Annotated in this window: 21 protein-coding genes; 7 read left to right on the top strand and 14 right to left on the bottom strand. The window is 61.1% G+C overall.

The window, feature by feature from the left end:
* The first annotated feature begins 68 nt into the window (after positions 1-68).
* From HBF25_RS03850 to HBF25_RS03835, 4 genes are all read left to right on the top strand, one after another.
* Complete coding sequence (locus HBF25_RS03850) at positions 69-533, top strand: Lrp/AsnC family transcriptional regulator (RefSeq protein WP_166946623.1); 465 nt, start codon at positions 69-71, stop codon at positions 531-533.
* A 163-nt stretch (positions 534-696) separates the two neighbouring features.
* On the top strand, positions 697-1,071 hold the full coding sequence (locus tag HBF25_RS03845) for a BlaI/MecI/CopY family transcriptional regulator (RefSeq protein WP_166946622.1): 375 nt from the start codon (positions 697-699) through the stop codon (positions 1,069-1,071).
* Positions 1,071-2,645: a M56 family metallopeptidase gene (locus HBF25_RS03840; RefSeq protein ID WP_166946621.1), complete on the top strand. Its 1,575-nt coding sequence runs from the start codon at positions 1,071-1,073 to the stop codon at positions 2,643-2,645. The genes HBF25_RS03845 and HBF25_RS03840 overlap by 1 nt, the downstream gene beginning before the upstream one ends.
* Before the next feature lie 55 nt (positions 2,646-2,700).
* The gene (locus HBF25_RS03835) at positions 2,701-4,200 is read left to right on the top strand and encodes a serine hydrolase domain-containing protein (protein WP_166946620.1); all 1,500 of its coding nucleotides are present in this window, start codon (positions 2,701-2,703) and stop codon (positions 4,198-4,200) included.
* 46 nt (positions 4,201-4,246) lie between these two features.
* Here HBF25_RS03835 and HBF25_RS03830 read toward each other — a convergent pair whose 3' ends face one another.
* The 10 genes from HBF25_RS03830 to HBF25_RS03785 all read right to left on the bottom strand — a co-directional run bounded on the left by HBF25_RS03830 (position 4,247) and on the right by HBF25_RS03785 (position 11,209).
* On the bottom strand, positions 4,247-6,643 hold the full coding sequence (locus HBF25_RS03830) for a di-heme oxidoreductase family protein (protein ID WP_166946619.1): 2,397 nt from the start codon (positions 6,641-6,643) through the stop codon (positions 4,247-4,249).
* Between the two features lie 222 nt (positions 6,644-6,865).
* Positions 6,866-7,936, bottom strand: a complete 1,071-nt coding sequence (locus HBF25_RS03825) for a hypothetical protein (protein WP_166946618.1) — start codon at positions 7,934-7,936, stop codon at positions 6,866-6,868.
* Positions 7,937-8,032: 96 nt separating this feature from the next.
* Positions 8,033-8,728: a hypothetical protein gene (locus HBF25_RS03820; RefSeq protein ID WP_166946617.1), complete on the bottom strand. Its 696-nt coding sequence runs from the start codon at positions 8,726-8,728 to the stop codon at positions 8,033-8,035.
* Positions 8,729-8,732: 4 nt separating this feature from the next.
* Entirely contained in the window at positions 8,733-8,954 is a 222-nt protein-coding gene (locus tag HBF25_RS03815) for a hypothetical protein (protein WP_166946616.1), read from the bottom strand.
* 3 nt (positions 8,955-8,957) lie between these two features.
* Positions 8,958-9,161, bottom strand: a complete 204-nt coding sequence (locus tag HBF25_RS03810) for a Ras family protein (RefSeq protein WP_166946920.1) — start codon at positions 9,159-9,161, stop codon at positions 8,958-8,960.
* Positions 9,161-9,472 carry a hypothetical protein gene (locus HBF25_RS03805; RefSeq protein ID WP_166946615.1) on the bottom strand — a complete coding sequence of 104 codons (312 nt, stop codon included), beginning with the start codon at positions 9,470-9,472 and terminating at the stop codon, positions 9,161-9,163. The genes HBF25_RS03810 and HBF25_RS03805 overlap by 1 nt, the downstream gene beginning before the upstream one ends.
* The gene (locus HBF25_RS03800) at positions 9,469-9,816 is read right to left on the bottom strand and encodes a hypothetical protein (RefSeq protein ID WP_166946614.1); all 348 of its coding nucleotides are present in this window, start codon (positions 9,814-9,816) and stop codon (positions 9,469-9,471) included. Before HBF25_RS03800 ends, HBF25_RS03805 begins: the two co-directional genes overlap by 4 nt.
* Positions 9,817-9,881: 65 nt before the next feature.
* The gene (locus HBF25_RS03795) at positions 9,882-10,382 is read right to left on the bottom strand and encodes a RebB family R body protein (protein ID WP_166946613.1); all 501 of its coding nucleotides are present in this window, start codon (positions 10,380-10,382) and stop codon (positions 9,882-9,884) included.
* 35 nt (positions 10,383-10,417) lie between these two features.
* Complete coding sequence (locus tag HBF25_RS03790; protein ID WP_166946612.1) at positions 10,418-10,732, bottom strand: RebB family R body protein; 315 nt, start codon at positions 10,730-10,732, stop codon at positions 10,418-10,420.
* 165 nt (positions 10,733-10,897) lie between these two features.
* Positions 10,898-11,209: an FAD-binding monooxygenase gene (locus tag HBF25_RS03785; RefSeq protein ID WP_166946611.1), complete on the bottom strand. Its 312-nt coding sequence runs from the start codon at positions 11,207-11,209 to the stop codon at positions 10,898-10,900.
* Positions 11,210-11,608: 399 nt separating this feature from the next.
* Here HBF25_RS03785 and HBF25_RS03780 point away from each other — a divergent pair, with 399 nt between their 5' ends.
* On the top strand, positions 11,609-12,349 hold the full coding sequence (locus HBF25_RS03780) for a hypothetical protein (protein WP_341778031.1): 741 nt from the start codon (positions 11,609-11,611) through the stop codon (positions 12,347-12,349).
* A 57-nt stretch (positions 12,350-12,406) separates the two neighbouring features.
* Here the strand turns inward: HBF25_RS03780 and HBF25_RS03775 are convergent, their stop codons facing one another.
* Together HBF25_RS03775 and HBF25_RS03770 are read right to left on the bottom strand one after the other, a co-directional pair.
* A complete protein-coding gene (locus tag HBF25_RS03775) occupies positions 12,407-13,405 on the bottom strand; it encodes a VOC family protein (protein WP_166946610.1) in 999 nt (332 codons plus the stop codon).
* A 93-nt stretch (positions 13,406-13,498) separates the two neighbouring features.
* Positions 13,499-14,437, bottom strand: coding sequence for a GlxA family transcriptional regulator (locus HBF25_RS03770; RefSeq protein ID WP_166946609.1), 939 nt, complete (start codon positions 14,435-14,437; stop codon positions 13,499-13,501).
* 297 nt (positions 14,438-14,734) lie between these two features.
* On the opposite strand from HBF25_RS03770, the gene HBF25_RS03765 reads away from it, so the two are divergent.
* Complete coding sequence (locus HBF25_RS03765) at positions 14,735-15,679, top strand: alpha/beta hydrolase (RefSeq protein ID WP_208392399.1); 945 nt, start codon at positions 14,735-14,737, stop codon at positions 15,677-15,679.
* Here the strand turns inward: HBF25_RS03765 and HBF25_RS03760 are convergent.
* Positions 15,676-16,797, bottom strand: coding sequence for an acyltransferase family protein (locus HBF25_RS03760; RefSeq protein WP_166946608.1), 1,122 nt, complete (start codon positions 16,795-16,797; stop codon positions 15,676-15,678). The two genes, HBF25_RS03765 and HBF25_RS03760, sit on opposite strands and share 4 nt — an antisense overlap.
* Positions 16,798-17,058: 261 nt before the next feature.
* Here HBF25_RS03760 and HBF25_RS03755 point away from each other — a divergent pair, with 261 nt between their 5' ends.
* Complete coding sequence (locus HBF25_RS03755) at positions 17,059-17,481, top strand: hypothetical protein (protein ID WP_166946607.1); 423 nt, start codon at positions 17,059-17,061, stop codon at positions 17,479-17,481.
* A gap of 294 nt (positions 17,482-17,775) precedes the next feature.
* Here HBF25_RS03755 and HBF25_RS03750 read toward each other — a convergent pair whose 3' ends face one another.
* On the bottom strand, positions 17,776-17,982 hold the full coding sequence (locus tag HBF25_RS03750; protein WP_166946606.1) for a DUF3606 domain-containing protein: 207 nt from the start codon (positions 17,980-17,982) through the stop codon (positions 17,776-17,778).
* Positions 17,983-18,236 lie beyond the last annotated feature (254 nt).

Here is an 18,236-nt window from a genome sequence, read left to right as displayed (position 1 = left end):
GCGAAATTGCCGGAAGTGTCGCTAGGATTGGCCAAGGATTTCTCCTTTCTCGATTTCCAGGCAATCCCATGCCCCTTCATCTCGACGCCATGGATATCCGCATCCTTCGCGCACTCCAGCGTGACGGGCGCTTGCAGAACCTTCAGCTTGCGGAGGAAGTCGGCCTTTCGCCTTCACCTTGCCTCCGGCGGGTCCGGCGGCTGGAAGAGGCGGGAGCCGTCGAGCGCTACGTGGCGCTGCTCAATCCCGCTGCGATGGGGCTGGGGCTTACGGTGTTCGCGCGCATATCGCTGGTATCCCAGGATGCGGAAACCGTGGAGCGCTTCGCCGAGGCGGTGCGACAGTTCCCGCAGGTGGTGGAGTGCTACATCATGGCCGGTGAGTGCGATGCCCTACTGAGAGTTGTTGCCGCCGATATCGACGCCTACCGGCAGTTCCAGAGCACCCATCTCACCCGGGCGAACGGCGTGCAGACAGTGAAAACCGACATACCGATGCAGAAGGTGAAGCAGTCAACCGAGTTGCCGATCTGAAGTTCATCGGTACTTTTTTCTTGCCGTAGTTGGTGTTTCCTCTGGAAACCTACATGACCGATGCGATGTCGGCCCCCAGGTAACTATAGATATAGTTGACAGGTGCACTCCGCAGGCATATATCTACTAACACTCTAGTAGATGGGCACACGGGGAAGCAGTCATGAAGATCTCGCTCACTGACCGCGAGGCCGACGTCATGCAGGTGCTGTGGGAGCAGGGCCCCTCCCTGGTGGCGGAGGTTCGCGAGCATCTGCCCGACAAGCTGGCCTACACCACGGTGCTGACCGTGTTGCGTACGCTGCAGGCCAAGGGATACGTGGGCTATGAAGAGGAAGGGCGCGGGCACCGCTACTTTGCCAGCGTCAAGCAGCAGGCCGCTCGCAAGAATGCGCTACAGCACCTAACGGACAAACTGTTCAGGGGCTCATCGGAGCTGCTGTTTTCGCACCTGGTTTCCGACCAGAAGCTCAGCCCCGAGCAGATCAGCCGTATGCGCAAGCTGCTTTCCGAGCGGTCTGACAAGGAGAAGCCGTGATGCTTGCCTGGATGATCTACGCCTCTCTTGTGACCGCCGTGCTCGGCGGGGCGGCCCTGATCGCCGAAAGTGCGGCAAGGCACCGGAGGAATCCCACCCGGTGGCCCTGGATCATTGCCATGGTCGCGTCTGTGGCGTTGCCGGTTGCCATAGCCACCGTGTCCATTCCGAGGCTGGCATCTTCAAGGCCCGATGCATTGACGGCTCCGGCTGCATCTCTTGCTCTTCGCGACACGACGTCCATTCCGCTGGCATCGAAAGTGATCGACTGGAGCGGAACGACATCTTACGTGTCATCAACGCCAGTCAACAGGATTCTGGAAGATATCTGGCTTGCCAGCTCATTCACCCTGGTGCTGTTCCTGGGATTGGGCACGGCCCTGTTTCATGGCCGGAAACGGAAATGGACGCCGGGAACGCTAGCCGGTATCCCCGTGTTTGTTTCTGAAAACGTAGGGCCCGCGGTCGTCGGATTGATACGGTCACGCATCGTCGTGCCTGCCTGGGTCATGAGAGAGGCGCCCGAACAACAGCGATATGTCATGGCACACGAGCAATCGCACTTGAATGCGCACGATCCGCTGCTTGTTGCCATGGCCATGTCGCTCATGGTGTGCATGCCATGGAACCCGTTGCTCTGGTGGCAGTTCCATCGGCTCCGCTGTGCGATCGAAGTCGACTGTGATGCCCGCGTGCTGGGCGAGGGTGGAGAGATTGCAGGGTATTGCGAAACATTGATCCAGGTGGGCCAGAACCAGTCGGAGTACATCGGCGCAGTCACGGCGATGTCGGAATCGAAATCTTTTCTTGAGCGGAGGATCATGATCATGCTGTCGAAGCCTAAAAAATGGGCACGTGCGTCGGCGTTTGCCCTGGTCAGTGTTGCCCTTGGCATGGCGGTCTTCGCGGCTCAGGTGACGCCGCCTGCTGAGGCTGACACATCTGCTGTCGGCACGATTGCCGTTAGCCCGGGCACTCTGGATGCCTACGCAGGATTCTATGCGCTCAGTGATTATTCCCTGGCAACGGTGGCGCGCAAGGGGAACGGGCTGACCGTCACCCCAATCGGCCAGTTTCTGGCGCAAGGCACCATCGATCTCTCCACGATCAGCGAGCACGAGTTCCTGGTGCCGAGCATCGATGTCACGCTCGATTTCATCAAGGGCGGCGAGGGTGAGATCAAGTCCATGACGGTGCGTGAGCATGGGGTTGTCGCCATGCATGCTCCCCGTGTCGATGAGGCGACCGCGAATCGGATTCGTGACGCGCTGGCAGCCAGGGTCAGGGATCAGAAACCCTATCCCAACAGTGAGAAGGCGCTCCAGCTGATATTGAGCAACGCGCAGGGCGGCGAGGGCATGACTGCATTGTCAGCGCAAAACGCCGCCCGGCAACATGAATCGATAGCGAAATATTTCGCCATGCTCGGTCCTGTCGAGTCCTACCGGTTCGAAGGTGTCTCGGACTATGGCTGGGATATCTACGACGTGCAACACGAGCATGGCGCGCAGCAGATCTTTATCCAGCTGGACAGGAACGGCTTGCTCGCGAACTCCGTCATGCGCCGTCAGTGAGCCCACCGGGATGGGCATGCCGATAGAACATCCAACGACGCATGAGGAACCGATAATGCAAAGGATCCGAAAGCTCGCCTTGCATGGCTCAGCCGTTCTGGCCGGGCTGCTGGCCACTCCCGTCTGTGCGCAGCAGGCTCGCTGTCCTTCACCTGACGAGGCAGCGGGCGGTACCAGTAACGTTCATACCCGCAACGTCGAGATGAATCTGCGGCCGCCCGTCATCAAGACCGGGGATAAGCCTTTCACCCTGGCCGAACGCATGCGGCAGTATGACGTGCCGGGCCTCAGTGTTGCCGTGATTCACAACGGCAGGATCGCGTGGGCGCGTGGCTGGGGAGTTCGCGATACAGCGACTTGCCAGCCCGTTACACCCGACACGGCTTTCCAGGCCGCCTCGATCAGCAAGGTGGCGACCGCCATGCTGGCTCTGCGGCTGGTTGAGCAGGGCAGGATGGGACTGGACCGGAACATCAACGATGCGCTGCGCTCCTGGAAACTGCCCCGTGATCCAGGGCTCGCTCCCGATGGCGTCTCCCTTCGCCAGCTGCTGAGTCATACGGCCGGACTCGGTGTCCACGGTTTTGCCGGCTACCTGCCTGATGCATCGTTGCCGACACCCGTGCAGATCCTGGATGGCGTGCCCCCTGCCAATAGCAGTCCCGTGCGCAGCATACTGCCGGCGGGTGCCCGGTTTGAATATTCCGGCGGTGGCTACGTGGTGACGCAGCTTGCGCTTTCCGATGTGAGCAGCATGCCCTTCGCGGAGCTGGCACAGCGCGAGGTGCTGGGGCCACTGGGCATGACGCGAAGCGCCTTTGCCCAGCCGCCCACGGCAGCCATCCGCGCCAACATGGCATCGGGTCACGCCAATGGTGTTCCCATTCCGGGCGGATACCACGTATATCCGGAACTCGGTCCCGCGGGATTATGGACAACCTCGGGTGACCTCGCGCGATTGTTGATCGATATCCAGGCTTCCGCCGCAGGCAGGAAAGGCCATCGCTTGTCGCCAGCCATGGCCCGGCAGATGCTGACGCCGGTCAAGGACAACTGGGGTCTCGGCGTTGCTCTGTACACAACCGGACTGGCGCGCTTTGGCCATGACGGCGTGAACGAGGGATTCCAGTCGTTCATGATTGCCTACGTGGGCAAGGGCGACGGCATCGTGGCACTGACCAACGGAGGCCAGGGGCGCCGGCTGATGGATGAAGTTGTCCGCGCCGTCGCCACCGACTATGGCTGGCCGGACATCGCGGCCCCGGCGACCGAAGAGAAGAAACTGTCGCTCGCCGAGCTTGCCAGGGCGAACGGTCGCTTCGTGGGCGGCGGGCTCGATGTCGTCATGGACGCGCGTCCGGACGGATTGTATGCAAGTGCCGGCGCTCCCGTTCCCGAGCGCCTTATCGCACTGTCCGCCACGCGCTTCCGGTCCGAATCCCTGGGCGTCACCGCCGAGTTCGCTCCCGATTTCTCCAGCCTCACGTTTATCGAGGGAGGGCCACCGATGAAGCTGGTGCGCTCCGAGGCGGTGACGAGTGCCGGAAGCAGATAAGTCGTACCGGCCATGAGCCGGTACGACTTGCGGTCAAGGACGAAGGTCAGAGCGACTGGAGGAAGGCCAGAAGTGCCTGACGGTCGGTTGCTGAAAGGGCGGCGAAGCGCTGCCGGGAGCGCTCGGCCTCGCCTCCGTGCCACATCACGGCTTCGGTCAGCGTACGCGCCCGTCCGTCGTGCAGGTAGCCGACACTGCCACCGGTGCCCATGACGCGCTCGGTGTAACCGATGCCCCACAGTGGCTGTGTGCGCCACATTTTTCCGGCGGCGAGGCCTTCCGCATAGTTGTCGGCCAGATCCGGGCCCATGTCGTGCAACAACAAGTCCGTATAGGGCCTGATCGTCTGCTCGCGCACTTCCTGGAATTCGTGCCCGGAGCCCGTTTTCATCTTGGCTGTGTGGCAGCTCGCGCAGTGCAGCGTATTGAAGACGTTGGCACCAGCGGCGACCTTCGCCGGATCGACATCGAGATAGCCCAGCGGTGAGACGCCCTTCGGAAAGCCACTTTCGAGGCTGCGTTGCGCGGGTACGGCCACGAGTGCAAGGTAACGGGAGATCGACAACAGATCCGCGTCGGTAAGCCCCTTGTCGGCAGGAGCCGTTTTGCAGGTGGCCGGACCAGACAGGCAATCCCGGCTCGGGAACATGGACGTGGTTACCGACATGTCTTCAAGCAGTGCGGATGCGGCCTGATGGCGCAGGCTGAACTTGCCGGCCTTCCAGCCGAAGCGGCCAAGCCGCACCGCATCGGTATCCGGATCGAACACGTAGTTGGCCTGGCCGACGACACCATCGTCATCCGGCGTGGTACGTACGCGGGCCAGGATGTCTGCCTCGGGGATAGCCTCTAGCAAGCCCATGCCGATGATGGGCTGGGCGGCGCGCAACGAGACGATTTGCGGGGTGGTACCACTGAAAGACAACCGGGGCTTGCGCAGCTCGACCGGCGTGCCGTCACCCAGGTACACGGTGTGTGCATCGAAGCCTGCCACCCGCACGCTATGGCCAAGGTCTACCAGCTTGCCCTTGGCGTCGTAGCCGTTCATCTGCACGGTGACGCCGTAGTTCGGATCCGGCAGCTGCTGGCCCTGTGCATCGATGGCTCCCGCTCGTATGGCCATCTGGTCCAGGCGCTGATTCAGCGTGGCCGGCGCGGGGCTGCGTCCGTTGTTGACGTGGCAGGCGAAGCAGGACGACTGGTTGAAGACCGGACCCTGCAAACCCACGACGGCCGTATTGCGGTCGTTGCCGGGCTCATTGTGGTCACCCGTGGTCATATTGCTATGGACCAGGCGGCGGCCTTCGACGAACCGCTGCATGTCCTGCATGCCGATGTTGTTCTGCTGCTGCTGGAAGATGAAAGTGCTTCCATCGCTGTAGTCATACGACACCGAACCGGTGCCTCCCTGCAAGGTCTCGTCCGGCAGAGGGGCATTGTTCAACCGTGGCTGCACGCCGTACCAGGGACGTAGCCCGACACCCACCACATAGGTCACTTCGGTGGTGTAGTAGTGGAAAGCTCCGTTATCCCCCACGGCCTGCATGGCTTCGGGCGTGGAGAAGAATGCCTGCGTGAACTCCACCGAATCCCCGGGCTTCAGCGGGCGACTGGGGACATTTGTTCCAGGCACGAAGGTGCCCGTCACGCCGTTCGTGATGGCGTAATCGTAGAACCGGGTGGCGCCGGGTACGCTTTTACTGGGTATGAGTACCCCGTTGGTGTCGTAGCTGAGCGCGGAGTGGCTCGGAAAGCTGTCCACCGTGGCGCTGCAACCGTCATTGAGGACGGTATCGGGATGCAGCAGGGCGCCGTTGGGTGGCATGGGCACCACGGGGCAATTGGCCGAATCCACGCCATACAGCTTGGGATTCACCAGTTTACCCGGCGACATCCAGCCGAATCCCGTGACACCCTGGCTGTCGAAGCGGTGGAAGAAAGAGCGTCCACCCGCCCGCTGCGCTTCCTGGAAGTAATTGTTGATGCGCAGGGTGGGATTGATCACGCCCGCGACATGGCTGTTGTCGATGATCTCGACGCCCCACGTGCGGTTCTTGAAATAATTCTTTACGAAATCGAGGTAGTGGCCCGGTCCCTTGTCCACGGGATTGCCGGCAGCGTCCACCGTGTCGTTCGGCCCGTAGCCGATCTCGTTCCAGGTTTCACCTCGCTCGCGTGCATGGCGATTCCTTCCCACCAGGCCGAAGCGGGTGACGAGCGTGCCGTCCGGCAAGGTGAATTGCGTCGTCTCGATGGGCGGCTGCCACGCAGGCCACAAAGGCACCATGCCCGTGCCATCGTGTGGATAGGGAAATGGCGACGTGGCCAGGAGGGGCAAGGGCGTGGATGGCGAAGCCGACATGGCATTGTCGGCACGTGACTCGCCGCCGTAGGCAGCCAGCAAGGTCGTACCGATGAGCAATGCCAGGGCGCTGGCGGTCATTCTGGATAGCCGCAGGCTATCAGGCGATTTCGGATTCAAGACGTGCTCCCCTGGCGCATCGATGGCGTGCTGCCATATGTCACGATCTTATTGACTCGAAGGAGCAGGTTTTTGTCGATTCAAGCACGTTTTTGCGATATGTAACGAAGCCCGTCTTCCGCATGGCATTACTGCCGGAAATGCGAAGCGGTAGAAGCGAAAGCCTCCACCGCTTCGACATCGTCAGCTGACAACCATCGGCAGGCGATCGTTGCTTATCCATACGCCCTGGCGGCGACCCAGCTCGACATAGCGTCCCTGTGCGTACTGCAGGACCTGATAGTTGGAATTGCCCGGAAGTTCGGTGAACAGGAAATTGTCGGGGTCGATGACGTCGACGCGTCCGGTGCGGGCGTTGTAACGGCCCACCTGGAAGATCGGCTCCGGAAACAGGTCGCCCGCGTAGGACATGCCATCGGTCAGCATCACAAGCGAACCGTCGCGCACGGCCACTGCCTGGTCCACGACGGACATGCCGCAGGAGGTCACCAGCTGGATGTCGAGGTTGACGGCGCCAGGGCCAATCGACTGCCTGACGACGTTCACCGCGTTCTTCACCACCTGCATGCTGTGATCCAGGCAGACCTCAAGGCCCACGCTCATGTTGTCCCAGAAGATCAGGTTATCCAGGTGCTGGTCGGGGTTGAGGTGGAAGCTGTAGGTGGTGGTGGGATCCAGGTTGGCGTGTAACTGCGGGTCAGGACCGTCGATGTTGGAGATGTAATGCTTTTCCATCAGCGCATAGGGCACGCTGGCATCCAGCTCCGGCCGGCGGCCACGCAGCATGATGGCGGTGTTTAGCAGGTTCAGCCGGCCATCGTGACGCGGGGGCAACGCCGAACAGATGGTGCCGGCGACGATGGTCCAATCCTTGAACAAGGTGGACTGAACGATAGCTCCGTACAGGGCTTCGGCGAGCATGTAGCGCGACTCCTCCGGATACGAGCCGAAACTCGTTCCGGGGACGAAGCCGCCACGCCGTGCTTCGTCCTCGGACGCCTTGCGGAAGTAGAACTCGGGGGCGATGAACACCTTCAGCGTGTCGCTGTCGGTCATGCCATCGTGGTCCTTGTAGGTAGTGGCCGTCCAGTACAGGACGTTGACCAGTCGCTGCGCCCGGGCCTGCAGATCCGGGTCGGCAAGCTGGATCAACGGCGCATTGCCCTGGGGTTGCACCGTTCCGGACGCTGCGGGATAGAACGTGGGCACCATGTAGCTGATGGGCAGTACGGAGCGATATCGAGGTGTCGGCATGATGCGGTACTCCTGTGATGGGAAAGACGGTTACGCCCTGTGTCACGCTCTGATCCTGATACCGGGGCGCTCCGGGACCGGACTATTTACCGGCCTTCAAAGCGCCAGCTTCGCCAGCCAGTAGATGGCGCGTGCCACCTGTAACCCGATGGTCTGGTCTTCCGCGGCGATGGCCATCGTCGGTACGGCGAAAGGCACGGGCACCCCGGGTACGATGACGATCGGCACGCCGTGGATATCAGTAGACAAAGGTCGCGGCTCGGGCACGCTGGCGAAGGCATGGCGCAGCGCCATGACGATGGCCCCCAGTGCCAGAATGGCGAGCATCACCAGCAACAGCACGATGTACTTGATCGGTGGCACCGGAATTTTCTGGATCAGGTCCGCGACGAAACCTATGGCAATCTGGCAATCGAGGTTCAGGGGACAGTTCAATGTCCGTACCAGCTCGTCCTGGATCAGGTCGCCGGGCTGCTGGTTAAAGGTCACTGCATAGGACATTCCCTTGACGATCACGGGGGCGACGAGGCTGCGCTTGCCCTGGACATTGGTTTGCGCAACGTACTCGACACGACTCATGTCGTCGCCCAGTGACGTGGGCGTATGCAGCGTCAGCCAGTCGATGACAGGGCGGGGGAGCGATACGTCCTGGCTTGGTGCCTGCACGACGATGAAATCCCCGTCGGGCGGCGGCGAACCGGAGGGCCATGATGTCTGGTTCCAGGCATCGGGAAACGCAACGACGACCACCTGTTCGGGAAGCGGTCGAGGTTTATAGGGTCCTCGCGCCATGGGTTCAGCCCCTTCCGGCCAGGATCGTCACGGCCTCATAGGCGAGCAATCCCTCCACGATGGCTGCGCTGCTCAGGGCCAACGAGCCGAAGATGAGCGGCGTAGCCTCGTTACCGAGGATCTGCATCATGAAGGTATAGCCAGCCTCCGCACTGGGTATCGCCGTGGCATTGAGTGCGTCGGCTGCGGCGAGCGGGGCGGTAACGATACGTCCGGTGGCCGCCATGGTTCATCCCCCTGGTGCGGGTGGAATGTTGTAGAGCTTGCGGATGCGATCGAGCACCTTGTTGTTCTCTTCGGTGATGATGCGCATCTGCTCGTCCGCATCGCCCTCGACGCCCAGCAGCGCGATGTTCGTTGCCACCTTGGTCATCGATTGGGCGATTTGTTCCACGGCGTGGCCCAGCTCTGCGATGGATTCGTGCTCGTTCATCATCTTGACCTCGCGGAATGTGAGTTTTCCTCGCGCGTTTCCAGCAACGGATGCCGTGGTTTCCCGGGATCGACGACGAGCTTCCGGTTGACGTACTGGATGCAGTCCGCGAACGGCCGGGGTCCAAACGCCGGGGCCTGGTCGTCCGGAAGCGAACTGGCCGGCACGATGGTGAGGATCCTGTCTTCGCCCGTGTGCACGACGGCGTAGTGCGGCACGGTGAGGTTCGCCTGGAATCCCTGCTGCGCACGCGAGGTGATCTGCTCGATCAGCATCCGGTTGTAATCCTCCATGGGGGTGTCAGTCGTCATGGCGTTGCGAATGCCTCGATGGATGCCTTGAGCCCGGCGATCTCCCGCGCGAGTTCGTTGGACGTGAAGACGTTGACGGCGGATCGCGCCGTCCTGGGCGAAGTCGTCTGTACGGTGCTTACCGCGTCGGCGAGAATCATCTGCCTTAACCGGTACATCGCATCCTGGTTGGCAACCTGCGATCGCGCCGCCATGCCGGTGCTTCCGACCTGGTTGGAAAAGGCAAGGTCACTCAGGGCGCCGGGAAGTTCGGCAATGGTCGCACCGGCTACGGAAACCGCTCCCTTGGGGCCGGCGCTGCCGTCGACTTCTTCGATGGATATGCTTACGTCGATCGTTTCCATGCATTCGACCCTCTGGAAAGCCGGGATGGCCGCATGGCCATCCCGGCGTCATTGCCGCAAGGCGATTACCGCGAACGCTTCACCCTGAGGACGATGCCGCGACCCGTGTCGACGGCCACTTCCACGTCATCCTTGGAAAACTTCCCAGGGATGAATACTTCCAGTGCCCTGCCATCGGGCACGACGACCACCAGCTGCCCCTGCTCGTTGATCAGCAGGTCGAGATCGCGTAGCCGCAAATGCTTTCCGCCTTTTTGCGAAGCCGCAAAGGCTTCGACGGAGGCCTTGAGGTCGGCAATCGTCTGGGCGAGTTCGTCGTTGGTGAGCACATCCACCGCTGAACGACTGTCCATCGGGCCGATATCGGACACCGTGTTGACGGCTTTGGCCACGATCGGTGCGCTGATCTGGTTGCCCGCCTGCTGGTTGGCAACGGCGTTCTGCTGCCCCAGGTTGTTGGTGGACACCACGTTCGAGTAAGCCAGGTTGGACAACAAGGCCGGTTGTTCCGAGATTGCCTTGAGGTTGCCCGTGGCCACCGCACTGACTATCTGTTCATCTAACATGTTCCGCCCTCCTGGTTGACGGCAGGCCTATCGACTTACTTGGGGAACGCCTGCAGCGTTGCCTTGAGGTCGGCGATGGTCTGGGCCAGTTCGTTGTTGGTCAGGATGTCGACGGCCGAACGGGCCTCCAGGGGGCCGAGGTTGCTGATGGTGTTGGACGCCTTGGCCACGATGGAAATGCCGAGTTCGTTCATGGCTTGCTGGTTGGCCACGGCGTTCTGCTGCGACAGGTTGGTGCTGGCCACGGTGTTGGAATAGGCCAGGTTGGACAGCATCGCCGGCTGTTCGGAGATGGATTTCAGATTGCCGATCGCAACGGCGCTCACGACGTCTTCGGGAAGGGTAGCCATACGGATTCTCCTGTTCAAAGGTGATGGTTGATGGATCCGACTTGCCTGATGAGAGCCTCCTGACGGAGGTATCCACCGCATTCACTTGCGATGAATGCGCATGAATTCGCTGTGCGGGTGGCCCGGTCCACAGAACACCCGTCGTGTTTCGTCCTGGATACGGCGCTACTGCTCCCCGGTCTTGAGGAGGCGCTCCATGTCCTTCACGATCTTCTCGATGTCCTTGCTCATCTGGTCGATGGAGGACTGGTTCTTGCAGCCGGCGCTGTCGATCATCGCCACGCATTTGGCCGTGGCGGCCATCTGCACCTGGTTCATCGCCTGCTGCTGGCTCAGGCTGATCTGCTGCTGCATGTTCTGGTTGAAGATCTGCTGGGCGAGTGCAAGGTTCGCCAGGATGGCGGGTTGCTCGCCGATGGATTTCGCGTTGGAAATCGCGATTGCCTGAACGATGTCGTCGGGAAGTTGGCCAGCCATGAGTCCCCCTTGGATTCAAGGGCGGCATGGTGGCGCTCGCCCGTTTCGATGAAGTGATCCTAGGATCGAAGCTGCCGGATACAAGTATCGTTACCGTAACCGCGGATGCCGTGTTGCGGTAACAATCCCTGACTGCAACGACTCCGGCGTTATTGTCGGAGACGCAAGATTCAGTCGACTCCATCCACGCGCCACCCATGTCCTGCCGTCGGCAAACCGGCTGATGCCGTTTCCTTGACGCCGGCATCAGTTCCCGTGAAAAGGGGCTGGAACCCAGGACGCAGGCCGGCGCGTATCGGACATCCTCGCATCTGGCCCGTGCGCCGACACGACACGCCCCCGGGCCGGGCGCGTGCCACCTAGGACGGAGTGGGATTCCAGGCCTGGCGGGGGGACGTGGTGAAGAAGGGTAACGAAGTGATTGAGGAGGTCGGCGATGGGGAGATACGGGTCGCTTACGAGTCCGTGTTGTCCAGCGAGACCTTCCTGAAGGCGCATCGCATGCGCCGCCTTTTCCGATATCTGATGGATCAGGCGCTGGAAGGCTGTTCGGGCAACGTCAGCGAATACACCATCGGCATCGAGGTGTTTGACCGGCGGCCGGAGGACTTCATTTCCGAGGACCCTGCCATCAGGGTGCAGATAGGACGGCTGCGTCATCGCCTGGCCGCCCACTACACCGAGTACGCGGTATCGGGCGATGTGGAGATCAGCATACCGGTGGGGCGCTTGACGCCCGTATTCCGCCGTGTCGTCCGGCCACGCGAGCCGGTGGGTCAGGACGATCGCCTGCTTGTCCAGCCCATCAAGTATCTGGCGGATCGCTCTGAGGGCAGGGCATTCGCTAACGGCCTGTACGAAGAGCTGATCAATCAGCTCTTCTCGTCATTCGGCGATGTGTTCGTGAGGCAGGAAGCAGCCTCGGATGCTACCTCTCCCGGTACGCCCCGGCGCCTTATCGAAGGCAGCATGAGGGTGGACGCTGAGCGGATACGTACATCGATACGACTCGTTGACTACTCCTTGCGGCGCATAACCTGGGCGCAGAACTTCGATCGTTCCGTGCAGTTCGGCATACGTGAGCAGGAGGAACTGGCGGCGTCGATATGCCATGCACTGCGTGATGTGGTCTCGATATGACCCCATCGCAAGATGCCCGTGATGCGAAACGCATGTCTGACCGGGGCAGTAATCGACTCAGGACTGTCCCGCAGCCGGGCATGGGGTGTTTTCATTTCGACGTATGGCGTGGAATTCGATGGAGAGGCCCAGGTCGTCCTGCGTCGGTGCAAGGAAGGATTCACCGGACAAGCCGGAATACGTGGTCAATCGACGCTCATAACCGCGCTCTACCCAGCGTTGCGCTCGACCGAGGTCATCCACGGCATAGCTGACAGCCAGGATGCGCGGACCGCCGGTGGTGAGTATGCGTTGCGCCAGTCCGTTGCCGTCAGGTTGCAGGGCCAGCAACGCCGTAGGCCCCACAGGCACGCAATAGCCCGCCGCTCCGGCAGCAGGCACCTTGACGGCTACGGCGTGGCCGAAACCCATGTTTTCCAGTGCACGTCGGTCGGCATCGGCATGGGCCGACACGAGCCAGATGGACGACAGCGCACGGGCGCCATTGGGATGCTCGCGTGTCACCCTGTAGTCATCGGCATTGCCCGGATCGTACTGGTCGGGGGCGTAGCCGGCCTTGTAGTCGATGAAAAACGTATTGCTCGACAACGGCGCCTTGTCGAAGGCGAACAGGCGCCACCCCGGCTTTGAGGCATCCGGGCCGGAAAAGAAGGGCGTGACGGCATGGTTTGATGCTTTGAGCGCGGCGTAGATCGTGTCGAGCGAGGATGTCCGGAAGCCGAAGGTGCGTGCACCCGGGCCACTCTTGAGCGCCTCCTGGTCGGCCTGCATGCCCGGGTCGAAGGTGGGATTCGGGCGCGTGATACTCAAGAGCTCGATGAAGCTGCTGTCCGCAAGGCGTATATAGCGGTTGGCCACGCCGGAAGGATCGCGCCCGGGACGTACCTGAAAGCCCAGCTTGACCGCCATCACCGATGTGACGTCATCGATGCCGCGACCCCACAGAAGGACATGGTCCAGACGCGTGCCAGGGTCCTGGGGCAGGGAAGGGGACGCCGATGCCTGTATCGCACCCATGCACAACAACCACGCCGAAACGAACATGACCGGACGCATACGCCTGCTCTCCTGGAAGGGTGTGGCCGTTTTTAGGGCGGGGAGGCTGGACCGCACAAGGACAATTTCCGGACAAAAACGGCCAGCGCGGAATCAGGCGCCGGCGCTTCGCCGCAGGGACTGGGGTGGTACGCCGAAGGCACGGACAAAAGCTCGTCGCATGCGGGTCGAATCCCCGAATCCGGTGGAGACCGCGATATGGTCCAGGTGAAGGTGGCTGGTCTCCACGGCCAGCCGGGCGGCCTCCAGTCGCAGGCCTTCGACGACCTTCGCGGGCGTCGTACCGATCTCCGCGACAAAGGCCCGGGCAAAGTTCCTGGGGCTCATGGCCGCACGCTCGGCCAGTCGCTCGATCGTCATCGGCTCGCCGATGCGGGCACGCATCCAGTTCACCAGTTCACCGAAACGGCCCGTCTTGCCGCCTTGCTCCACGATCACGGAGTACTGCGACTGGCCGACGTGGCGTCGCTGGTGAACCACCAGCTGCTGCGCTGTACGGCGTGCGATACCGGGACCCAGGTCATCTTCGACCAGGGCCAGCGCCAGATCGATGCCGGCCGAAATGCCCGCCGAGGTCCACAGGTCGCCGTCCCTGACGAACATGCGATCGGCATCCAGCCGCACTTGTGGATACAGCGAACGAAAGCGCTCGGCGGCGGCCCAATGGGTGGTAGCACGACGCCCATCCAGCAAGCCTGCCTTGGCAAGGAAGAATGCGCCTGAACACACGCCGGCCACCCTGCGCCACGCGTCGCCGCCGCCGAGCCAGCCGACGATCTCAGCCTGATCATCCTCGACCTGTGCCAGATTGCCGCCGGATACGATGACGGTGTCAAATCGCCTCATCTCGATCGGCATGGCGGCCAGGCAGACACCCGATGAGCTGCGCACGATGCCGCCGCCGGGTGCCAGCATCTCGACCGTGTAGCTGCCGGGCCGAAAGCGCTCGGCCATCTCGAAAACAGCCACCGGGCCAGCTGCGTCGAGCAACTGGAAGCCCGGAAAAACGACGATGGCGATATCGCGTCGCATGATGGCCTGCCACGGGAGGACTCTGGCCGGGAAATTGGCGTAACTGGCGGGCGCACGTCAAGTCCGAAGGTGGAGATTCGCTGCATGGATTCACCTGCAAGTGACGTTTGCAACCTCATGATCGATAAGGCAGATCGCCGCAGAGAGCCTGCATACATGTACTTTCCAGGCGTTGTGGCCTGCGCCTCGACTCATAACCGCACGGGGAACGCCTTGCTTACCTTTGCCTCCCGTTCGTTTCGTACCGCTCGCCATACGACCCATTACCTTGAAGCAGGCCCTACAGATGGGCCGCTCATGATCTTTCTGCACGGATGGCCCGAACTTGGCCTGATCTGGCGCGCGCAGATTGAAGCATTTGCTGCCGACGGCTGGCGTTGCATTGCGCCTGACATGCGTGGTTATGGCGATTCTTCGATTCCGTTGGCAAGCAGCGCCTATACCCAGGAGCAGGTTGTCGCGGATATGGCGGCCCTCCATGATCATCTGGGTGGTCGACCCGCGATCTGGATCGGCCATGACTGGGGCAGCGTCACCGTTGGATCGCTCGTATCGCACGAACCCGCCCGAAGCCGTGGTGCCGTCTTTATCTCGGTGCCGTATTTTCCTGCCGGGCACGCGTTGCAGACCCTGATTCCGCTGATCAACCGCACCATATACCCGCGTGACCCGTATCCGGATGGTCAATGGGACTACTATCGCTACTACAACACCCACTTTGCGTCAGCGGTGGGAGATCTGGATGCCGACAAGGCGGCGTCCCTGGCATCGATCTATCGCTCGGGCGATCCGGACAACATCGGGTTGCCCGCCTCGAACGCGACAGTCACCCGGAAGGGAGGGCGCTTCGGTGCTGAGCACCGCGCTCCGTCTATCAGCCCTGATCGGAAACTCTGGCCGTCGGCAGATTTTGATGCCCTGGTACGGTCGTTCGAAGCCCACGGTTTCCGTGGTCCCTGTTCGTGGTACCTGAACGACGATGCCAACCTCGCCTACGCAGGTAGAGCACCAAACGGAGGGCGGCTGTCCTTGCCTGTGTTGTTCGTCAATGGAGACTATGACCAGATGAACACCATCCTTGGCAACCACATGGGCAATCCGATGCACGACTCCTGCGCGGATCTCACGGTTGCCCGCCTGCCCGGAGCCCATTGGCTGCCGGTTGAATGCAAGGCTGAACTCATCGTTGCAATACGTGGCTGGCTACAGGACAAAAAGCTCATGGCGACACTGTCTCGTTAGCGCAGTACCTTTCGGGCCAGCCAGCGTCGCACCGGTTCGTCGTAGAAAACGGTCAGCGACCAGGCGATTGCAATGGCCGCCAGCAGCAGTCCTGCACCAACGCTGGCCCCGATCATGGCAGACGGCTGGGTCCGGTGGGCCCAGGCGCGGTATAGGTAGATAAGCGGGTAATGCGTAATGTAGATAGGGTAGGAGAGGCGACCAAGCGTGGACGCGATCCGCAGCGATGCCTTTCCAGGTTCCCTCGTGCCGGCGCCAATGGCGATCACAAGCGGGAACACAAGCATGATGCATAAGGCTTCATAGGCCCCGTTTACCCATGGATGCTCGCTGCCACCCAGCCGGGGCATGGCAAGGGCAATGACCAGCAGCATACTGCTCAGGCCGAATGCGGCCGGCAGGCGCACGTGCCAGCCAGTGCGCATCAGAAGCATCCCGGCCAGGAAGGGAAATAACAGTCGTGCGAAACCAATATGCAGTTGGGTGGCGTCGAGCGACCAGCCGCCGATGACGGTACCGCTCTCGCCAAACACAGCGACCTGAACAAGGAGAGCCGCAGCGAGGAGGGTCAGAATGGCAAGGAAAGTTCGTGAAAGACGGCGCAAGACGAGTGCGTAGAGGATGTTGGCGACATATTCGAAGAACAGGGACCAGGCGGGACCGTTCAGCGGATGCATTTCAGACCATCCGCGGATATCCAGCCCTGGGGTGAGCGGTATGAGCGTACATCCCACGACCATCACCAGTAGAAGCTGCCAGAGGGGCGTGCCTGCGATGAGCGGGTAGAGATCACTGGCTTGCGGATAGAAAAATATCGCCCCGACGATACTTCCAGCGATGACCATGGGCTGCAGGCGGATCAGCCGGCGCTTGAAAAAATCCGTCGTCGAGAGCGTGGTCCACCGATCGTCATAGGCGTAGGCAATTACGAAGCCTGACAGAAGGAAAAAGAAGTCGACGGCCAGGTAACCGTGATTGACCGGTTGGGTCAGCGGCTGATCCGGGAAATAGGCTTCGAATACGTGGTAGATCACGACCAGCAGCGCGGCAACGCCGCGCAATCCATCCAGCGCGAGAAAGTGTGTCTTTGTTCCAGGTTTTTCCACGGGTGCCCGCATGCGGTTCTCGATCAGTGAAAGGACCCCGTCCGCACCGCCAGGCGTGAACGATAGGGTGTACGATTTCAATTCGGGGCCCGATAGGCGCACGTTGTTCGCCAGGACGTACAGGGCCGCTGGCTGATTCTATGACGAATCCATGGCTTGATTGCATGGGGGATGCCGCAAAATGTGGATCGAAGATTGTTGAGAATTAAACTTTCAACGTGCCGTACGGATCAGTAACAGGCCTGAAGCGGGCCTTATCAGGAGTTGGACTTCATGACGAAATTACCCCTTGCAGCCAGCATCGTTGTAGCCAGTCTCCTGTTTTGTAGTGCAGTGTTTGCCAGCGATCTTCCCGGACGCTGGAATCTATCCGTCGAAAATCCTGATCACAAGGTCGTTACCACTCTCAAAGTGGAGTTTACGGACAGGAAAGCCACATCCTGCATGGGTGGCGAGTGGAAGGCATTGAAGATCATTTCGTTGACAACCCAGGACAAGCATTTTTTTCCCGTATCCGATCCACTTTCATATCGAATAGAAAACGGGAAGCTGACGATTGGGCGCAACGAAATATGCGATGCGTATCTGTGGCTGAAAGGACCGCTCATCGGGGCGTCGGTTGAAGGTGCCTATTTCAGCCTGGGGCTTGAGGGGAGCACGCCACTTGGTTACTTCAATCTGAATCAAGCCAGATGAGGGGAGGGGCCTGTGGCATTTCACAGCTCGACCGGGCCGGGGATGGCAACAACTGGCTAGGCGGCCCGTTCATCTGAGAAGGCATCGGTTCGGCCGCTGATCAACGGTTGAGAGGCGGCATTTTTTTCAAGGTCGGGGCGTTGTTCGTAGACCGACCACAGCCCGTACCACTCCCCTGTGTCACGCGAGACCGGCAGGGTAACCACCCATACCCAGAAACGCCCCGCGTGCCGTGGAATTGTCATCCCGGTTCCCGATGGAGTAGCGACTCATGGACGAGCCCGGCCCGTGGGATCAGATGCGACCCGGCGCAAAAAGGCGTCTACGTCGACGAATTTCGGCTCTTACGTCCGCAGGAATATCTCCGACCGCAGCAACTGCAAGGCAAAGATCGTTCGGCGTAACGCCAAGCGTTCTGGTCCAGTAACGAATGTCCGATACTTGCGAGGTATCAATGCGCGCTGCAAGCCGCGAAGGAACCAAAGGAGGAGCGGCGCTCATCGGCGTCGGGCGCTTCGTCGGATAGGTCTCATGTCATGAATTCCTTATGGCATACAACAGTGATCGCATGGACGTGATGAAAATCGTAGTTTCCCGTTACGCATGCGAGCTCGCTTGAGTTCCCAGGCCCGGCACGGTCGTCTCACGGCACTCACATAACTAGGATCAGGCTTCTCGCCTAGCGCCTCCCGCTTTCCCAGCCACAGGCCTGCCATCGGCTCACCCGCCGGGAAATTTCTGTCTCTTTAGCCTCA

The sequence above is a fragment of the Luteibacter anthropi genome (assembly GCF_011759365.1).
Taxonomy (GTDB): domain Bacteria; phylum Pseudomonadota; class Gammaproteobacteria; order Xanthomonadales; family Rhodanobacteraceae; genus Luteibacter; species Luteibacter anthropi.
This window is presented reverse-complemented; position numbering and strand designations above follow the sequence as displayed.